An 18,712-nucleotide genomic window follows, 5' to 3' on the forward strand; every position below is an offset into this window, starting at 1 on the left:
GTTCAGTCCTCCACCAGCGCCAGCGGCGCGGCCACGCGCAGCGGCTGGAACTCGCGCTGCTTGGCCCCGGCGATGCGCTCGGCCCACGGATCGGGCAGGCCTTCCAGCGCGTACAGCAGGCGCTCGTACAGCGCGCGGCGGTTGCCCGCGTCCTCGATCACGCGCTGGCGGATGTAGTCCATGCCCACGCGCTCGATGTAGTGCACGGTACGGTCCAGGTAGTAGGCCTCCTCGCGGTACAGCTGCAGGAACGCGCCGGTGTACTCCTTCACCTCCTCGGCGGTCTTGACCTTGACCAGGAACTTGGCGACCTCGGTCTTCATGCCGCCGTTGCCGCCGATGTGCAGCTCCCAGCCCGATTCCACCGCGATGATGCCCACGTCCTTGATCCCGGACTCGGCGCAGTTGCGCGGGCAGCCGGACACCGCCAGCTTCACCTTGTGCGGGCTCCACATGTTCGCCAGCATGGTCTCCAGGTCGATGCCCATCTGCGTGCTGTTCTGCGTGCCGAAGCGGCAGAACTCGCTGCCCACGCAGGTCTTCACCGTGCGGATCGACTTGCCGTAGGCATGCCCGGAATTCATCCCCAGGTCCTTCCACACGCCCACCAGGTCTTCCTTGCGGATGCCGAGCAGGTCGATGCGCTGGCCGCCGGTGACCTTGACCATCGGCACCGCGTACTTGTCGGCCACGTCGGCGATGCGGCGCAGCTCCGAGGCGTTGGTCACCCCGCCCTTCATCTGCGGGATCACCGAGAAGGTGCCGTCCTTCTGGATGTTGGCGTGGGCGCGTTCGTTGATGAAGCGCGACTGCGGATCGTCCACCGCCTCGCGCGGCCAGCTCGACAGCAGGTAGTAGTTGATCGCCGGGCGGCACGTCGCGCAGCCGTTGGGACTGCGCCACTGCAGCTGCGCGTACACCGCGCCATGCGTGAGCAGCTTGCCCTCGCGGATCGCCTGGCGCACCTCGCCGTGGCTGAGGTCGGTGCAGCCGCACACCGCCTTGGTCTTGGGCGTCTGCTGGAAGTTGGAGCCCAGGCAGTTCATCAGGATCTGCTCGACCAGGCCGGTGCACGAGCCGCAGGAACTGGCCGCCTTGGTCTGCTTCTTGACCTCGTCGACGGTGAACAAGCCTTGCGCGTTGATCGCCTTGACGATGGTGCCCTTGCACACGCCGTTGCAGCCGCACACCTCGTCGCTGTCGCGCATCGCGCTGGCACGGTCCTGGCCGGCGGTGCCGGCGTCGCCGAGCGCGCTCTCGCCGAACATCAGCCGCTCGCGGCGCTCGCCGATCGGGCTGGCATCCTTGAGCAGTTGGAAATACCAGGCGCCGTCGTTGGTATCGCCATATAGGCAGGCGCCGACCAGCTTGTCGTCCTTCAGCACCAGCTTCTTGTAGACGCCGCCGGCCGGGTCGGACAGCACGATCTCCTCGCTGCCGTCCCCGCCCATGAAATCGCCGGCCGAGAACAGGTCGATGCCGGTGACCTTGAGCTTGGTCGAGGCCACCGAGCCGCGGTAGATGCCGATGCCGAACCCGGCCAGATGGTTGGCGCAGATCTTGGCCTGCTCGAACAGCGGCGCGACCAGGCCGTAGGCGATGCCGCGGTGGCTGGCGCATTCGCCGACCGCGTACACGCGCGGGTCGAAGGTCTGCAGCGTGTCGTTGACCACGATGCCGCGCGTGCAGTGGATGCCGGCGGCCTGCGCCAGCGCGATGTTGGGGCGGATGCCGGCGGCCATCACCACCAGGTCGGCCGGCACCTCGCTGCCGTCGGAGAACTTCACCGCCACCACTTCGCCAGCGGCATTGCCGACCAGTTCGGTGGTGGAGGTGCCGAGGCGGAAGTCCAGGCCGCGTTCGCTGAGCGAGCGCTGCAGCAGCTGCCCGGCGACCGGGTCGAGCTGGCGCTCCAGCAGCCAGTCGGCCAGGTGCACCACGGTCACCTGCATGCCGCGCTGCTTGAGCCCGTTGGCCGCCTCCAGGCCGAGCAGGCCGCCACCGATCACCACCGCGTGGCGCTTGCGCGTGGCGGTGTCGATCATGGTCTGCGTGTCGTGCATGTCGCGGTAGCCGATCACGCCCTTCAGCTCCTTGCCCGGCACCGGCAGCACGATCGGCAGCGAGCCGGTGGCCAGCAGCAGGCGGTCGTACGGCGCCTCGGTGCCATCGGCGGCGATCACCTTGCGCTTGACCCGGTCGATGCGGGTCACTTCCTTGCCCACGTGCAGGCGGATGCCGTGCTCCGCATACCAGGCCAGCGGATTGAGCACGATCTCGTCGAACCGTTGTTCGCCGGCCAGCACCGGCGAGAGCAGGATGCGGTTGTAGTTCGGATGCGGCTCGGCGCCGAACACGGTGATGTCGTACATCCCCGGCATCAGCTTGAGCAGTTCTTCCACGGTGCGGATGCCGGCCATGCCGTTGCCCACCACCACCAGTCTTGGCTTGTTCATTCGCGTCTCGCTTCGGTGGAGAGGATCAGACCCGCGCCGCGCCGGCCGCGGCCCACTGGCTGCGCCAGTGCTGCTTGACGTTGGACAGCAGGCCCCAGGCCAGCAGCGCGCAGCCGGCGAACAGCCACAGCCCCAGCGCATAGCTGCCGGTGTGCTGCTTGACGATGCCCAGCCCCGCGGCGAGCAGGAAGCCGCCGATGCCGCCGGCCATGCCGATCAACCCGGTCATCAGCCCGATGTCGCGACCGAACCGCTGCGGCACCAGCTGGAACACCGCGCCGTTGCCGGTGCCCAGGCACAGCAGGGTCAGCACGAACAGCGCCACCGTCGCCGCCGGACCGCCGACCCCGACCGCCGCGGCGGCCACCAGCAGCGCCACCAGCAGATAGATCGACAGCAGCGTACGTGTGCCGCCGATGCGGTCGGCCAACGCGCCGCCCAGCGGACGCATCACCGAACCGGCCAGCACGCACGCTGCGGTGGCCCAGCCGGCGAGCTTGGGAGAAAAGTCGAACTGATCGTGGAAGTAGCCGGGCAAGGCGCTGGCGAACCCGGCGAAACCGCCGAAGGTGATCGCGTAGAACAGCATGAACCACCACGAATCGCGGTTGCCGACCAGCACCCGCGCGTAGTCGCCCAGGTGCTTGCGCGGCACCTCCACCGGCGCGTCCTTGGCGAACGCCGCGAACACCAGCAAGGTCAGCGCCAGCGGGATGCAGGCCAGCCCGAACACCGCCTGGTAGCCAAACGCCGTGGCCAGCACCGGCGCGAACAGCGCCGCGAACACCGTGCCGGAATTGCCGGCGCCGGCGATGCCCATCGCCGTGCCCTGATGCTGCGGCGGATACCAGCGCGAGGCCAGCGGCAGCGCCACCGCGAACGAGGCCCCGGCTACGCCCAGCATCAGCCCCAACAACAGCACCTGCGCGAAACTGTGCACGCCCAGCCGCCACGCCACCATCAGCGCCACGATCACCAGCACCTGCGCCAGCATGCCCGCGCGCTTGGCGCCGATCACGTCGGCGAGCATGCCCAGGAACAGCCGCAGCACCGCACCGCACAGGATCGGCACCGCCACCATCAACGCGCGCTGCTGCGTATCCAGCGACAGCGCCGCGGCGATCTGCACCTGCATCGGCCCGAGCAGGTACCAGACCATGAAGCTCAGATCGAAATACAGGAACGCCGACAACAGCGTGGGCGTATGCCCGGATTGCCAGAACGATCGATTCATCCGCGCCATCTCCGAGAAACGTTGGGCCGCAGCGCTGCACACCACCCGCAGCACGCGGTAGTCGAGGGGAGGAAAAAACAAAAAACGGCGCCGTCCGGTTCGCACCGGAAGACGCCGTTGTCTGGGCAGGCGGACCGCCGTTGGCCCGCCTGCCGAATCGAATTGGTGCGGACACCCCGTTGCATCCGCGCTGGAGCTATCGCAATCGGCGTGCCAAGTGTTCGCGGGGCCGGTAAAGCCGGAGAATTATCAGAGTATTCAAGGCACTGGCCGATCCGCCGGCAACCTGCCGCCTGCTTGCGCAGCCACTATGGCGAGCCTCAACGAACACAAGTGGTGCGCGGCGCACCTTTATTGTGCGCCGCGGCAACTGCGACGCCGGCCGCGTGCCTCATTGGCACGCACACGGCCGCGGCCTGGGCGACGTGGCGATGCGCACCTTGTACGGCGCCGGACCACCGCAAGCAGGCATCTCGCCCCTGCTTGCCGGACCGCATGGGAAGCGGCACGCTTTCCGCCGTCCTGTCGCCAGCCTTTACCCATCAGATGAAACGCGCCCTGCTCGCCCTCTGCCTGCTCAGCCCCACCACATGGGCGTGCGACCACCACCTCCCGCTGGCGGACGTGGTCAGCGTGACCACCTGTTCGCCGAGCGAGGATTCGGTCGACTGCGTCTATTCCGGGCGTGCGCTCCACGACTACATGGACGCCGTGCCGGACACCGATGCGGATTTCATCCTCGGCCTGCAGGCGAGCCCGTGGCGCATGTACGACGCGGAGTGGCGCATTCTCACTCCCGACGACATCGCCGCGTCCGTGCGCGCGCAACGCGACGCCAAGGTGAAGCGCGTCGAACTGCTGGGGTCGTGGACCGGCGTCTCGCCGGAGCCGGGCGTACCGTCGCTGGCCGATCGCGTGTCCAAGGCGCTGGACGGCTTTCCGGTGCACGGCGAAGCCGGCTTCCTGTGGCTGTCCAAGGACGGCTCCCGCCGCACCACGCGCCAGGCCTACACCTTGCGCGAAGGTGCCGGCGCCTACTACCTGCCCGAAGGCGCCGACGTGTTCGCTGCGTTGGCCGCGGGCTGGCCCACGTATGTGGAGGACGAGATTGCCGGCACCGATCTCACGCTGTTAACGCAGGCCGCGGCCGGCTGGGATGTCATGTTCCTGTGCCCGGACAAGGCCCTAGCAGGCTTTGAACGCGCCGCCGCCAAGGGCAGCGCCATCGCCGCCTACAACGCTGCGCTCATGCGCCTGGAACGTGGTGGCGACGCCGAGCGTACCGCCGCGCTGGCGTTACTGGAACGCGCCGCCGCGCTTGGGGACGACCCATCGCGCGAACGACTGACGTTGGAGCGCGCAAAGCGGTAACCGTGTCGGGTGGACTGATGCACGCTGAATTCGCTGTCGTCCCCGCCCCTACAAGCCCGCTCCGGCCAGAAGCGGATGAGGAACTTCCAGCGTACCCACCGCGATTGAACGAACGATAGTAGTTGAATACGCTTTTCGGGAGCAGCTAAACGCCTTCAACCCGTGCAGGAGTGTCTCAACGTCAATATTCATGTTGAAGAGGGTTCACCGTACGTGGCGACGTATCAAGCTCAGAGCAAATAGCCTGCCCTTCGGGCGAGATTAAGCCGACAGCACCCAGGGCCGTATCGCCCGTTCCTCGATATGGTGGCCTGTCCACTTCGATCTTCTTGCCACCTGAAACACCGACTACGAAACAGCATGGAAGCAGCAGCATGACCAAGTCCAAAAACTCCCCTGCCGATGAAGGCCGACTACCCAAACGACATGGCAAGCCTTGGAGTTCTGAGGAGCTCAGTAAACTCATTGAGGGCGTGAAAAGTGGTCTCAACCTGGATCAGCTAGCCAGTAGTCACCATCGCTCACGTTCTGGCATCAGCGGGGCCGCAACCCGACTGCTTCCCGAGCAGATGCGCCCAGCGACTCGAACTCATTCGGTCACCGTCCTGGCCCAGTACCTACTTAACCAGCAAGAGCATGATCACATCCTTCCAATCAACGGCACTCCCGCTGATTCCCCGTCCCAAGGCCACATTGAGCTGATTTGCCAGGAGCCTTCGTCCAATCAGGCCACAATACCGGACGAGGTAACAACAGATAGCGAGCCGTCGGTCGACCATAGTGACGTGCCCATGTTGGTCGCTGTCGCTGTTACAAGCCTGAGCAGCAAGCGCGATCGCGATGTTCTGGAGATGCGCCTCGGCCTAGATGGTCAGAGGATGACGCTCGCTCAGATCGGCAAGAGATGGAGCGTATCAAGAGAGCGTGTACGCCAGATCCAAGAACGCGCACTAAAAAGATTGGCTGCACGGGCACGTCGGGGCGGAACCGCTGGGGCCTCCCTTCGGCGACTGATGATCGATTCGCCAATTCATTCAAGCACATCAGCATCTTGGTTGACTGAGGTGGCTCGAAGTGGCTTCGATGTACCCCTTGCGCTTGCCTTGAAGTTCATCCTTCGGGCTGCGGGATTTCCCAAGCCGCAGGTTGAAAGCACCATAACTTTGCTTTGCGAAATGGAACAGTCGCGCCGGACTGAACTTCGCACCTTGGCATCCGGTCGCGAGACGGCAGACAGAGTCGCTCGAAAGGTGAGCCAGTGGCTGAGCCAATGCGACTGGCCTGACCAAAGGAGCGCACCGCCCCCTCGTGAGCACCTAACAGCGCAGCGAGACGTTGGTGATTCCGATATTGCCGGTAGCTATCACTCAGTCAAGTTGGGACGATCCGTTCAGTATGAGTCAGGCCTTGAGCTGGCGGTAATCTCACTCCTAGAAAAGAGCGAGCATGTAGCCTACTACCAAGAACAGCCGGCGGTCATTCGCTATGCCTTCCGCAAGAAACACTATATCTACTACCCCGATCTGCTAATCGCCACCACTGACGGGCGCTGCCTGCTCGCCGAAGTGAAGCCGACCGCCCACATGGCGTTGAGTATCAATCGGGCCAAAGCTGATGCAGCTCGTGCGTGGGCACACGCTCAGGGATGGGGTTGGCTAGTTTTGAACGAAAATCATACATTCCGTCAAATCGCCCAGCACGAGTTATCTGCCGAGCAGAGGGCAGTATTAGACAACGAGCTGCGGAAACACGGCTTCATCACGTGGAAAGATACGCCAGCCCTGCGTGCGCGACACGGCCTTACTGCTTTGGACCTGACTGCCTACATCATTCAGTCCGGCGCTGACCTCGACCTCTCGTATCGAATCACGGCACCGGGGACGAGAGTGCTCAAGGCAGGGAACTATTCCTGATGCGACGGAGACAGGACCTCCAAGTACAACTTGATCTCAAAGTTGCCCTTGCAAGCCAGTAACCCAACTAGAACCAGACCCAATCTGATGGGAAAGCCGTCCTTTTCTACCCAAGGGCCACAGCGTGACCTGCGCCCCAACAACAGCCCCGCTATCGCCAGCTACGGCGCACTCCGATCCACGTACGGTCGCGACTGCAGAATCACCACCTCGTCGCCGACCACGGCCCATTCGATGTCCTGGTCGGCGCCGCCCAGCGCCTGCTTGGTGGAGGCGCCGACCTTGGCCAGCCGCGCGATGAGCGCGTCGGTCAGCACCTGGCGCGAGCCGGTGATGGGTATTTCGCGGACGCCGCCAGCGGCGTTGGCCACGAGCTGGGTGTCTTCCGCCGAGCGGCTCAGCACCTGCACCGCCTTGGACCAGTTCGAATACATCACCTGTTCGGCTTGGCGCTTGCCTTCCACCACGCGGATGCCGAGCCCGCGCTTGGCCGAGATGTAGGTGATGTGGCGGCGGGCGGCGTCGAACGGGTCGCGGGTGATCATCACCCCCGAGCTGTCCGACGGCGCGGCCAGCTGCACCAGCACCGCCATCGCCACCGCGTCCTGGCCCAGCCCCGCCGCCGTGCGCGCCTCGTAGGCCTCGAAGTTGTAGACCGACGCCCACACCGTCTGCACGGCCTTGGCCAGGGCGTCGGCGCGGGTCACGTTGGGGACGGTGGTGTACAGGCCGGCACCGCTGAAGCCCGGCAGATCCTCGGAGTTGGACGAGCTGCGTACGAACACGGCACCGCCCTGCAGTTGGCTCCGCCATTGCGCGTCCAGCGCGCGCACGAAGGCGGGATCGGGCGCGGCGTCGGCGATCTCGGCGCGCAGCGCTGCCAGCGTGTCGCGACGGATGTTGGAGTCGGTCCCGAACCCTGGGCGGCGCTGCAGTTCCTGCAGACGCTGCGGAATCCGCAGCCGTTGCATCATCGCCTGGTAGTGCGAGAACGGGATGCAGAAGCCGTCCGGCACACGCGCGGCAGGCGGCAGCGCCGCCTTCAGCGTGCCGAGGTTGGCCGCCTTCACCCCGCAGTGGCTGCTGTCGCGCGCACGCAGCGCCGCCAGGGGCTTGAGCGCGACCACCGTCAGGTCTGGGCGCGGCAGGTTGCGCGCCGCCGGGCGGGCGGCCGTGGCCGATGGCGTCCTTGGCGGGCGCGCCAGTGGCGTCACCCGGTAGTCGTTGTGGGTGACCTCCAGCGCCACCCAGCGTCCGTCGTACTGGCGCAGGGCGTTCTGGGCATCGCGCACGTAGACATTGGGTATGCCCCACCCCTTGGCCAGCAGGTTGACGTGGGACAGCAGGGTGGACGGGCGCTGCGTCACCAGACCCGCGACCGGCGCCAAGGCGATGGGCACTTCGTCCAGGACCGGGATGTCGCGCGGCGACAGCGTGCGCAGCTGCGCCTCCGAGCGCACGATGCGCAGCCGCCCTTCGGCGCGGCCCGTGTTCAACGGCAGGAACCGCTGCTCGCGCAGCAGCGCCTCCTGGCTGACGTAGGCCAGCCCCATGGAACTGGCCAGCTGCTCGTGCTGGGTGGAGTTGGTCTTGAAGCGGATCGGGTCGCGGAACGAGGCGCGCACCACCTCGTCGGTCTGCCGCAGCAACGCAGCGGTGAGCTTGTCGCCCTCCCAGAACTCGTAGGTGTAGCCCGGCAGATCCCGCTGCCAGCTCAGCGTGCCGAACAGGAATCGCCGCTGCGGATCGCGGTACTGCGCGTTGAGCGTCGCCTTGTCCATGGCGCGCACCAGCCGCTGGCGCTGCACGAATTCCTCGTGCAGCGCGTGGCGGGGCGTGTTGATGTAGTAGATGCGCGCCGCATTCTGCCGGTCGATCACGAAGATCAGATGCGGCATCTCCAGCGCGGTCCCGGCGTTGTAGACCCGGGCGAGCTGCATGAACTGCGCACGGCTGTCGATGCGCGACAGATAGTCCGGTCCCTGCGTCGGCTGCACCGCGGCGTTGCTGCCCTGGCGGTATTCGTAGGGCGAAGGCTTGCGCGCGGTCTGCGCCAGCGCAGGCGCGGCGCACCACACCAGCAGCGCGAGCGTGGCGACCCACGCGAACAGGCGCTGGCGACGGGGAAGGCGCGTACGGGCTCGGTCCATGATGCCGGTGCGGGAGAGTTGAGAGGGCGGATCATAAGCCAGTCCAGGTGGCTTTGGATGCCCTGGAGGCAAGGCCGGCGCGCGGCAGGGGAGCCATCGGGTTTGGACAACCATCGCGGCAAACAGTGACCGCGGCATCCAGCGATCACCGGCCGCCACGCGAGTAGCCGCCTGCGAACCTTGGCGAATGTCCGCTTTCGGCCAGGAGCGGACATAGCAAGCCTTCCTTGTTCGTCGGTTCGATCTCCGTCAGCCTCCTTTCCCGCGTTCGCACTCGCCCATCTACCTCCGCGCCGCGTCCGCGACGTTGACGAACACCGGGTTGGAGTAGAACCATAGATCGTCCCAGGGATCTTCGCCGCGTTCGTCCACCAGCGCCTCGACGGCTCCAGTGCTGTTGCCCCGCGCTCGTACGAATGCCCCGCGCGAAGGCACCGGCAGTGACCAACGTGCCACGATCCAGTCGCCCTCACGCACCCACGTCGCCACGTCAAAGCCACGCCGCTGCATCTGCAGGGTGCCGTCCTCCCCCCTCCCGCCCACGATCAGTTCGATGTGCTTCAGCGCCGGGCGCAGCCCCTTCGCGTTCGCACGCGTCGGCTGCCGTACCCGCACTTCCACCTGCATCGTCTGTGTAACGGACAGCGTTACCGTGTCCCCCGGGGTCCCGGTGACATCACCACCCGCCACCCGAAGCTCCAGGGCGTCGATCAAGTCACCCGTCACCGTGAAGATGCGGCCGTACCGCAGTGCATCCAGGATGTCCCCGGCGTCCGGCCGTGCCCATGCATAGGTCTTGCTGTACTCACCGGGGTCATAGTCGCGTCCACCGTCGCGCAGGTTCACATGCGAGTCGGAGTTGGCCGTGATCCAGAATCGAATGCCGTCCGCCAGCATCTGGTCCCAGATGCCGCCCAGCTGCGCGGTCATCTGATCGTAGCCACCCAAGGTGGGGGCGTCCGCATTGCGGTACAGGCCGCGCTCGGTGCGGATGGCCTGATGCCCCGGTGCGCCTTCCATGCCGACCAGCACGTTCGGCGCGGCCGCATGCCAACCCCGGAGCTCCTCGGGCGTGACCGCCCCCCATTCGCCCATGCCGGTCGCCGTGCGCGACGGGTGATTGATGAACATCAGCGGCGCAGGACGCAGATCCCGCAGATAGGCCAGTGCCGCCTGCATCTGCTGTTCGGTATCGCGGCTGCCCTGCAGAGGCTCGCTGCGGCTGAAGTCGCGTTCCGCGGTGACCAACTGGTCCAGCTCCCCCGGGCCTGGCGCGATGATCAGCGATGCGTGCTCCCCCGCCGGTACATCGAATTCCATGCCATTGAACTGGATCACTTCCGGTACGTCGGCTCGTGCCTGCACAAGTGCCGGGTAGGCGTGATCGCGCATGACCGCAGAGTGGCCGGGGCCACCATGATCGGTGTGCACCATCCAGCGCAGGCCGAAGGCTTTGGCCTGCGCCGCGTTGCGGCTGCGGCTGTAGGGCGAATCTCCACCGCGCACCGGCGTGGGCGGCGTCGTGCTGCTGTCCCAGTCCACGCTCCATTCGCTGTGCACGTGGTGGTCGCCAGCCAGCCACTGACGGCCGGCATCGGCTGGAGCCGTGACGGGAGCGGACACCGCCGGAGCCGACGCTGCGAGCAGCGCCAACATTAGGCATTTCTTCATGACGTGATCCCTGAAAAGCGTACGGACGACGTACGGACCCTTTCCGATCCGCACGCCGCCCGCAGCTGAACCATCCCTTAGAAGTCCGCGCGCACGCCCAGGCTGATGCGACGGCCCGAGGTCTCGTCCATGGTCGGGAAGGAGGGATCCATGGTGTAGCCGCTGGTCCGCTCGTTGGTGAGGTTGATGCCCTTCAGGCTGATCTTGATGTAGTCGGTGATGCGGTAGCCGATCGAGACATCCATCTGGCCATAGGCATCGCGCCAGATCGGGTACAGGTTGTAGCCGATCGATTCGACGTACTCGTCCTTGTGGTTGTAGGACACGCGGGCGTCGAAGCGCTCGTTCTCGTAGTACGCGGTGAGGTTCCAGGTCTTCTCCGACAGACCCGGCATCGGCGTGCGGATGCCCAGGTCGGACTCACCGGCCAGCGAGCTGTCCAGCATGGTGTAGTTGGCATTGATGCCGAAGCCATCCAGCCAGGGGGTGACCATGTTCAGCGGCAGCTGCGCCACCAGCTCGATGCCGTCGACCTCGTAGGCCCCCTTGGCATTGACCGGCTGGTACACGTCGAAGTCGTAGATGCCGTTGAGGCTGCCGTTGGCGTTGTACACCGCCACGTCCTCGACCACGCCGGTCAGCGAATTGATCACCACGCCGTCGATGTTCTTGCGGAAGTAGCTGGCGGCGAACAGGGCACCGTTGTCCAGATACTTTTCCACGCCGATCTCCCACTGCTTGGCGTACGTCGGCTTGAGCGCCGGATTGCCGTCGGTGAAGCGGTAGGAGCTCCAGCTGGCGGTACGCTTGTAGGCGATGTCGGTCAGCGCCGGGCGCATCATCACCTTGGACGCGGCAGCACGCAGCAACAGGCCAGGCGAGAGTTCGGCGGTCATGTTGAAGCTGGGCAGCAGGTCGTCGTAGCTGCCGTCCTTCGACACCGGGGTATCGGTGTAGCCGGTGCTGCCGTTGGGACGCTGGATCGGGTGATAACCGAACGAATCGACCTGCGTATCCACGTAGCGCGCGCCGGCGTTGACGCTGAACGGCACGCTGCCGATGTCGAAGGCGAAATTGGTCATGGCGTAGAGGCTCATCACCTTCTCGTCGACCTGGTAGTACTGGCCCGGGTCGAAGGGGGTGTAGAAGCCATCGTAGCGGAACGCGCTGCGGGCGTACTCGTTGGAAATCTGCTGCCAGTTCAGCCCTTTGTTGGAGTAGCTACCGCCCGGGACGATGTCGCCGATGGACTGCAGCGGACTGTCGGCCATCGTGCGGGTATTGACCCAGGCGGCGCTGCCGGCGGTCGGACCGGTGATCTTCAGCTCCCCGTACTGGCGCTGCTTGGAGCGATCGGTGTAACGCGCGCCGAACTTGACCGTGTGCAGCGCCGGCAGGAAGGCCATATCCAGCAGACGGGTGACATTGACCTGGGCGGCGTACTTGTCGTCCTGCACCTTCTCCAGCGTGGTCTCATACGCTTCGAACAGGTACCGGCCCGGGGCGTTGTACATGTCGAAGCTGCCCGCCGCGGCAGTGGGGATCGTTTCGCCGCTGCGTCCGGTCCAGCGGGTGCGCGAGGGCGCATAGGCCACGTGCTTGAGGTTGGAGAAATCCGAGGTCTTCTCCGCACCGGAATAGCCCACCAGCGCATCCACGTACCAGCTGTCGCCCTTCCAGTCCATCGCCAGACTGTACTGGCTGTAGTCGGTCTTGTTGATCCGTTCCTTGCTCAGCATCTCGTGCTGGGTCGCGGTGTAGGACACATCGCGCAACACCACCATGCCGTATTCGGACAGCGTGGTGGCGTCGTACTCGTGGATGGTGTCGAAGGTGCTGCGGCTGGAGGCCGAATAGGCCGCCGCGTCGTACTCGTCCTCGGTGCTGTCGTAGCCACCCACCATCGCGTCGAAGGTCAGGCTGAAGTTGTTGCTCGGCTTGTACTGCAGCGAACCGGTCGCGCCCCATTTGTCCTGCTCGTTGAGGTAGACGCGGTCGCCAACCTTGTCCTGGAATACCACCAGGTTGGTCTGGTCGGCGTCATTGCGGTTGCTGATGTTGACACCCGCGTCGCGCAGCAGCACGGCCTGTGCCTGGGTGCCGCGGGTGCCCGAGGCGGTCAGGAAGCGCGAGGACGGGCGGAAGTTGATGCCCGAAGTCGAGTCGGTGCGGTTGGTGCGCTTGGACTGCGAGTACGACACAAGCGCACCCCAGTCGCCCCAGGTATCGGCGGCGAGGAAGGCCAAGCGCGGGTCCACCTCCTCCGAGATGCTGTTGTGCGCGCCCTCGGCGGAGAACACCAGCTTGCGTTCGTTGTAGTCGAACGGGCGCGCGGTGGAGATCTTCACCGAGCCGGCAATGCCGCCCTCTTCGTCCGCGGCCGTGGGGGACTTCTGCACGGTGACCTGCTGGATGATCTCCGAGGCGAACATGTCGAACTCCACGTCACGCCCGCCACTGCCCGAGGCCGTCGCCAGGTCGTTGATCGAAACGTGGGTGTACTCCGAAGGCAGGCCACGCACATTGACCTTGGTGCCCAGGCCCTTGCTGCGTTCGATGGTCACGCCCGGGACGCGCTGCAGGGCTTCGGCGAGGTTCTGTTCGGGAAAGTCGGCCACGTCGGTTGCGACGATCGAGTCGGAAAAGCCCACGGTGGTTCGCTTGATGTCCACGGCCTGTTCCAGGCTGCGGCTGTAGCTGCCAGTCACATGGATGGTTTCCAGGTTGGCGGCTTCCGCAACGGGGGCATCCACGCCGTCCTGGGCCGAAGCCGTGGCCGCCACCACCGCCGTACCCGCTGCTGCCAGCGCGGAGGTCGGGGCCGGCGAGGCACCGTCCTGCGCTTCGATGGTGACCGTGGTGGCATTGAGATAGCGGTAGCGCAGCCCGGTGCCGGCCAGCAGGCGGCTGAGCGCGGCATCCGCGCTCAACCCGGCGGGCACGCCCGGCGTGCGCGGATTGCCCGCACTCTGCGCGTTGTAGACGAACTGCAGGCCGGTCTGGCGCGACAAGGCATTGAGCGCCATGTCCAGCGGCTGCGAGGCGATGGCCTCGCTGGCCACGCGGGCCGGTTCTGCGGCGTTGGCACCCGCCGTGGCGGTGGCCTGCAGTGCAAGGGCGATGGAAAGGAACAGTGTGCGGCGCATCGTGGGATCCAGTGAGGAAATGGCGGTGGTCGCGGAACGGGTTTGTTCCTGCTTTCCCCAACTACGAGGGCGCAGCGCACTGATCGGGCACCACTTTTTCGATGAATTTTTTCTTACAGCGGCGGCGGCGCGGCGCGCATCCGCACGTGGATACCGTCCGCCCTGCGCTGCGTGACCAGCGTCGGCTGCTGGTCAAGGAACGCGCGCAGCGATGCCACGTCATCCGCACGCAGGTTGCCGGTGAGGCGCAGCGCGCCGGCGGCGTCGCTCACGTGCAGGCGCAGCATGTTGCGTCGGTTGAAGCGGTCGGCCACGTCCCGCAGCGGCTCGTCGCGGAACACCACCCGGCCCTTCCACCATGCGGTCATGCTGGCGGCGTCCTCCTCGCTCACCCGCACCTGCTGGTCGCGGTAGTCGACCTGCGCCGCCTGCCCCGCGCCCAGGTTGGCCAGCATGCGTCCGCGTCCGCCATCGCCGCGCACGTGCACGCGTCCCTCGCTCACGCCGATGCGGGCCTGCTCACGCAGCAGCGAGACATCGAACGTGGTGCCGATGTCGGTCACCTGCAGGCCTGCGGCGTGTACCGCGAAGGGGCGGCGGTCCCTGCCCACCACGAAGCTGGCCTGGCCGCGTTCGAGCTCGACGCGTCGCCCCAGCAGGGTCATGCGTACCGATATTTCGCTTTCCGCATCCAGGTGCACCACGGTGTTGTCCGCCAGGGTGATCTGTCGCGGTGCGCCGTGCGCGGCCACGTAGTGCCCGGTGCGAGGCCAGGCCACGGTGGTGAACACCCCCACGCCCAGCACCAGCGCCGCCGCCGCCGCGATGCGTGGCAGTCCTCGCATAGGGCGGGCCGTCCGCGCTGTCGGCGCAGCGGCCGGACGCGGTGAAAGACGCACCACGTTATGGTCGTTGCCGGCGGGCGCGGGGGCCTGCAGCAGCTTATCCACGTCGACGGGCATGGCGCGGAGCGCCTCCCCGAGCGCACCGGCCACCTCGCTGATGGCCATGTACTCGCGCAGATGTTCGGGCGAGACCAGCAGCCACTGCATGAAGGCGCGCTGCTGCGAAGGGCTCAGCTCGCCCTCGCGCTGCAGGGCGTGCCAGTGCGCGGCGGCATGGGTCAGCGCCGACGGATGTTCGACGGCCATGCTCAGGGCCTCCCTGCCGGTTCGGCCATCGCCCGGCGGCACACCGAAAGCCCGCGCACCACGTGCTTTTTCACCATGTGCGGCGACACGCCCATGCGCTCGGCGATCTGCTTGTAGCTCAATCCATCGCGGTACTGCATGACCAGGACGGCCCGCGTGTGCTCCGGAAGGGTGGCCAGCAACGTCTGCAGGCGCTGGCGGCGCTGTTCGCGTTCGGCGGCATCTTCCACGCATTCCCCGCTGGCCAGACTCTGGCCCAGGTCCTCGATCTCTTCGATGGGCAGCGTCGACCAGCGCCGGCGCGCGGCCTGCTCGCGCGCCAGGTTCTGCGCGACGGTGAACAGGTAGGCTTCCGGATTGGCGATCGGCTCGCCGTTGCCTTCATGCGCACGCAGCAGGCGTAGATAGGTTTCCTGCACCAGGTCCTCGGCATCCTGCCGCGCGCCGCGCCGCACGAAGAAGCCGCGCAGCAGCTGCGCGTGGTCCTCGAACATGCGCGCCAGGCGCCGTCTTGCCTGCTCGGCCACCTGTGTCGCCTTTCCCCCTGAAGTGCGCCGCAAGGTAGGCATCCCAGATGACGAGCGCATGACGGTTGCAGCCCGGCTACGGCCTCGCATCTTCATTTGAACGGTAAGTGGGCTACGCTCAGGTGAGTTCCAGCGTGCGCAGACGCGAGCCAGGCGTTGTAGCCCCTCCCTGTCCATGACCTGCAATCTGCACGGACTGCTGGTCACGTTGGGCTTCATGCTACCTGGCACACTGCCCACCTGGCTCGTAATCGCGCCGAGAACCGCGCGACACTCGGATGATCGTCGTACTTGGTGCGATGGATCCCTTTGTCGCCCATGAAGCGCAACGAGCATGCATCCAAGCCCGCGATGATCTTTTACAAGGCCCGGGGCGGATCTCAGCTGCATTCTGCAATTCCCCCTTCCACCGGGGCGATGCCAGTGCGCTTCTGTCCGCTATCGACCAGACGCGGCCATTCGCCACTTCCCGATGCCCCAGGCCTAACCGCGTTGCTCAGCCCGGGTGTCGCCGTGGACGATCGGCCGCTGCGGCTCGCAGTGCAGCATCAGCCTGCGCACCGCCGCATCGACGGCCATGAACCTATGCCTCTGCATGAGATAGCTTCCGCCTAGCAGCACTGCGACGATCAACACCGCGGCGGGCTTCACGGCAATGGCCGGGACCAGCGTCGCGGCGGCGAACAGCGCCGACCAATTGCACAAGCCGAGCACGCGGATCTCGCTGCGCCGCCGGTCGACCACGATCAGCCCGCGCATGATCGGCGGGTATCGCCAGCCGAAGTGGAGACCGACGCTTTCGCGGAACGCCCAGCTGCGTGTGGATAGCGGGCGGAATGCCAGTGTGGGCCACTTCTCCATCGCGACTTCGCCTTCCAGCCGATCGAAAGGAAAGCGCAGCAACGCCGCGGTCGGTACCGCGATGCGACGACTGAACACCGGAATCCCCCACGACCAATAGGCCCGGTTCCACAAAAACAGCAGCAAGCCCTCGAGCAGCACCAGGGTAATGAGTGCATTGGCCATTCGTCATCCATTGGCGAGCGTGTGCGTCGAGCCGCGTTGCGGGCGAGGTCGACTGCAGCGAGCGTACCGCGCAGCCCTCGTCCCATGCGACCTGGGCAAGAGTATCGAGTATCACCCAAGTGGCAACGTCACCGTCATGTCGTGGATGGGCGAGGCGGTGAAGCCATGCTTGAGATAGAACGCCCTCGCGGCTTCATCATCACGCGGCCAGCGGCTCCGCGACACCGCATGGACTCCGCTGAGAATGCCGAAGCCGCATCATTCCAGTTCGCGCAGGCGTTAGGCAGACACGCGTCCAGCACCCCAATCCGGCAGGCCGTCCTCGCGCTCGTCGCGCGCCGGAACCGCGATCTCCAGCTGCGCAGCGGCGGCTCGATACGTTTCCAGCCGATGCACCCGCGCCACGATCTGCGCATCGTGCACCTCATCCTGCTCGGCCCCCGCTTCGCTCGCCGGCAACCACCCCCAACGCCGGAACTGCTGCAGGAACCAGCGTCCATCCGACAGCCACGGCATGTTCGCCAAGCCGCCGGCATGGAAGCGCAGCCCCTGCGGGTCGGCGCCCGCATCGGCGGCGCCACCGGGCAACAGGCACGCGGCGATGCGCTCGGCCGGCAATCCGATCACCTCCGGCTCCGCCAGCCACGCCACCGCGTCGCGGCGGTGCGCAGCATCGTCGAGCCAGCGGCAGGCCTCCAGCAGCGTGGCGGTCAATGCGGTCGCCAGTTCCGGCTGCAGCGCGGCGAAGGCGCGGCGGCAGGCCAGCACTTTTTCCGGATGCCCGGGCCATAGCTGGCCACTGCGGATCACGCGCCGGCCCACGCCCATCGCTTCGGCCTGCGCCGCCCACGGTTCGCCGGCGCAGTAGCCGTCCAGTTCGCCGCGCGCCAGCGCACCGGGCATCTGCGGCGGCGGCAGGGTCACCGCCTGGATGTCGCCGAGCGGGTCCACGCCCTGCGCCGCCAGCCAGTAGTACAGCCACATCGCATGCGTACCGGTGGGGAAGGTCTGCGCGAACACCGGCGGGCGCCCCAGCGTGGCCAAGGCCTCGCGCAGCGGCGCGCCGCGCGCGAGCGCGTCGGCCAGCGCCGGCGCCAGGGTGATGGCTTGGCCGTTCTGGTTGAGCGTGAGCAGGATCGCCATGTCCGCTTGCGGGCCGCCGATGCCGCATTCCACGCCGTAGACCAGCCCGGCCAGCGCATGCGCCGCGTCCAGTTCGCCGGACAGCAGTTTGTCGCGCACGGCCGCCCACGAGGCCTGCCGCTGCAGCTCCAGGCGCAGGCCGTGGCGGCGGTCCAGGCCCAGCCGCACCGCGGCGATCAGCGGTGCGCAGTCGATCAGCGGCAGGTAGCCCAGGCGCAGGGTGCGCGGTTCGGGGTGCAGTGGTGCGTTCATCGCTTCCTCATCCCAGCAGGTCGGCCATCGCGAGGATGCGCTGGGCAACGTCGGCCAGCTTCAGTCCCTGCTTCATCGCCTGCTGCCGCAGCGCGGCGTAGGCCTCGTTCTCGCTCATGCCGCGCTTGTCCATCAGCAGGCGCTTGGCGCGGTCGATCTGTTCGCGGTCGCGCAGCTTGCCCTGCACTTCGTCCAGTTGCCGGCGCATGCCCGCTTCCTGTTCGAAGCGCGCCAGCGCCACCTGCACGATCGGCGCCAGCCGCGCCGGCGCCAGGCCGTCGACCACGTAGGTGGTGACGCCGGCGCTGACCGCGGCGCGGATCAGCTGGTCGTCGCCGTCGGCGGAGAACATCACCACCGGACGCGGCGCCTGGCGGTGGATCAGCGCCAGTTGCTCAAGGGTGTCGCGCGAGGGCGAATCGACGTCGATGATGACCACGTCCGGCTGCTGGGTGGACACCGCCTTGAGCAGCGCCGGCGCCGCGGCGACCTCGTCCAACACCTCGTAGCCGGCGTCGAGCAGCGCCTGGCGCAGCTGCCCGATCGGCTTTTCGGTATCGTTGACCAGCAGGACGCGCAGCATTCGGGCCTGGCTAACGGAAGTTGGCTGAGCCGCATGGTGCCATGCAACACGCGTCCGCAGCGAGCCGTCCCCCACCCCGCAGGAGTCCG

General features: G+C 66.7%; 12 protein-coding genes. 2 read left to right on the forward strand and 10 right to left on the reverse strand.

Going from position 1 to position 18,712, the window contains the following annotated elements; all coding sequences use genetic code 11:
- Window positions 1–2 precede the first annotated feature (2 nt).
- A complete protein-coding gene (gene nirB, locus NUG20_RS18190) occupies window positions 3–2,420 on the reverse strand; it encodes a nitrite reductase large subunit NirB (RefSeq protein WP_263398530.1) in 2,418 nt (805 codons plus the stop codon).
- 61 nt (window positions 2,421–2,481) lie between these two features.
- Window positions 2,482–3,651, reverse strand: a complete 1,170-nt coding sequence (locus NUG20_RS18195; protein WP_263398531.1) for a nitrate/nitrite transporter — start codon at window positions 3,649–3,651, stop codon at window positions 2,482–2,484.
- Between the two features lie 522 nt (window positions 3,652–4,173).
- On the opposite strand from NUG20_RS18195, the gene NUG20_RS18200 reads away from it, so the two are divergent.
- Both NUG20_RS18200 and NUG20_RS18205 read left to right on the forward strand, forming a co-directional pair.
- Window positions 4,174–5,061, forward strand: a complete 888-nt coding sequence (locus NUG20_RS18200; protein ID WP_263395823.1) for a hypothetical protein — start codon at window positions 4,174–4,176, stop codon at window positions 5,059–5,061.
- Between the two features lie 374 nt (window positions 5,062–5,435).
- Entirely contained in the window at window positions 5,436–6,974 is a 1,539-nt protein-coding gene (locus tag NUG20_RS18205; RefSeq protein WP_263395824.1) for a TnsA endonuclease N-terminal domain-containing protein, read from the forward strand.
- 161 nt (window positions 6,975–7,135) lie between these two features.
- On the opposite strand, the gene NUG20_RS18210 is transcribed toward NUG20_RS18205, so the two are convergent.
- The 8 genes from NUG20_RS18210 to NUG20_RS18245 form a co-directional block, all read right to left on the reverse strand.
- Window positions 7,136–9,124 carry a PEP/pyruvate-binding domain-containing protein gene (locus NUG20_RS18210; protein WP_263395825.1) on the reverse strand — a complete coding sequence of 663 codons (1,989 nt, stop codon included), beginning with the start codon at window positions 9,122–9,124 and terminating at the stop codon, window positions 7,136–7,138.
- A 282-nt stretch (window positions 9,125–9,406) separates the two neighbouring features.
- Window positions 9,407–10,780 (reverse strand): hypothetical protein, encoded by a 1,374-nt coding sequence (locus NUG20_RS18215; protein WP_263395826.1) that lies wholly within the window; start codon window positions 10,778–10,780, stop codon window positions 9,407–9,409.
- Window positions 10,781–10,872: 92 nt separating this feature from the next.
- Window positions 10,873–13,941 (reverse strand): TonB-dependent receptor, encoded by a 3,069-nt coding sequence (locus NUG20_RS18220; RefSeq protein ID WP_263395827.1) that lies wholly within the window; start codon window positions 13,939–13,941, stop codon window positions 10,873–10,875.
- Window positions 13,942–14,054: 113 nt separating this feature from the next.
- Window positions 14,055–15,092 (reverse strand): FecR family protein, encoded by a 1,038-nt coding sequence (locus tag NUG20_RS18225; protein ID WP_263395828.1) that lies wholly within the window; start codon window positions 15,090–15,092, stop codon window positions 14,055–14,057.
- A gap of 2 nt (window positions 15,093–15,094) precedes the next feature.
- The gene (locus NUG20_RS18230; protein ID WP_263395829.1) at window positions 15,095–15,619 is read right to left on the reverse strand and encodes an RNA polymerase sigma factor; all 525 of its coding nucleotides are present in this window, start codon (window positions 15,617–15,619) and stop codon (window positions 15,095–15,097) included.
- Between the two features lie 483 nt (window positions 15,620–16,102).
- Window positions 16,103–16,645, reverse strand: a complete 543-nt coding sequence (locus tag NUG20_RS18235) for a hypothetical protein (RefSeq protein WP_263395830.1) — start codon at window positions 16,643–16,645, stop codon at window positions 16,103–16,105.
- 279 nt (window positions 16,646–16,924) lie between these two features.
- A complete protein-coding gene (locus tag NUG20_RS18240) occupies window positions 16,925–18,040 on the reverse strand; it encodes a CmpA/NrtA family ABC transporter substrate-binding protein (protein ID WP_263395831.1) in 1,116 nt (371 codons plus the stop codon).
- A 7-nt stretch (window positions 18,041–18,047) separates the two neighbouring features.
- Window positions 18,048–18,620, reverse strand: a complete 573-nt coding sequence (locus NUG20_RS18245) for an ANTAR domain-containing response regulator (protein ID WP_263398532.1) — start codon at window positions 18,618–18,620, stop codon at window positions 18,048–18,050.
- Window positions 18,621–18,712 lie beyond the last annotated feature (92 nt).

The sequence above is a fragment of the Xanthomonas sp. CFBP 8443 genome (genome assembly GCF_025666195.1).
Taxonomy (GTDB): domain Bacteria; phylum Pseudomonadota; class Gammaproteobacteria; order Xanthomonadales; family Xanthomonadaceae; genus Xanthomonas_A.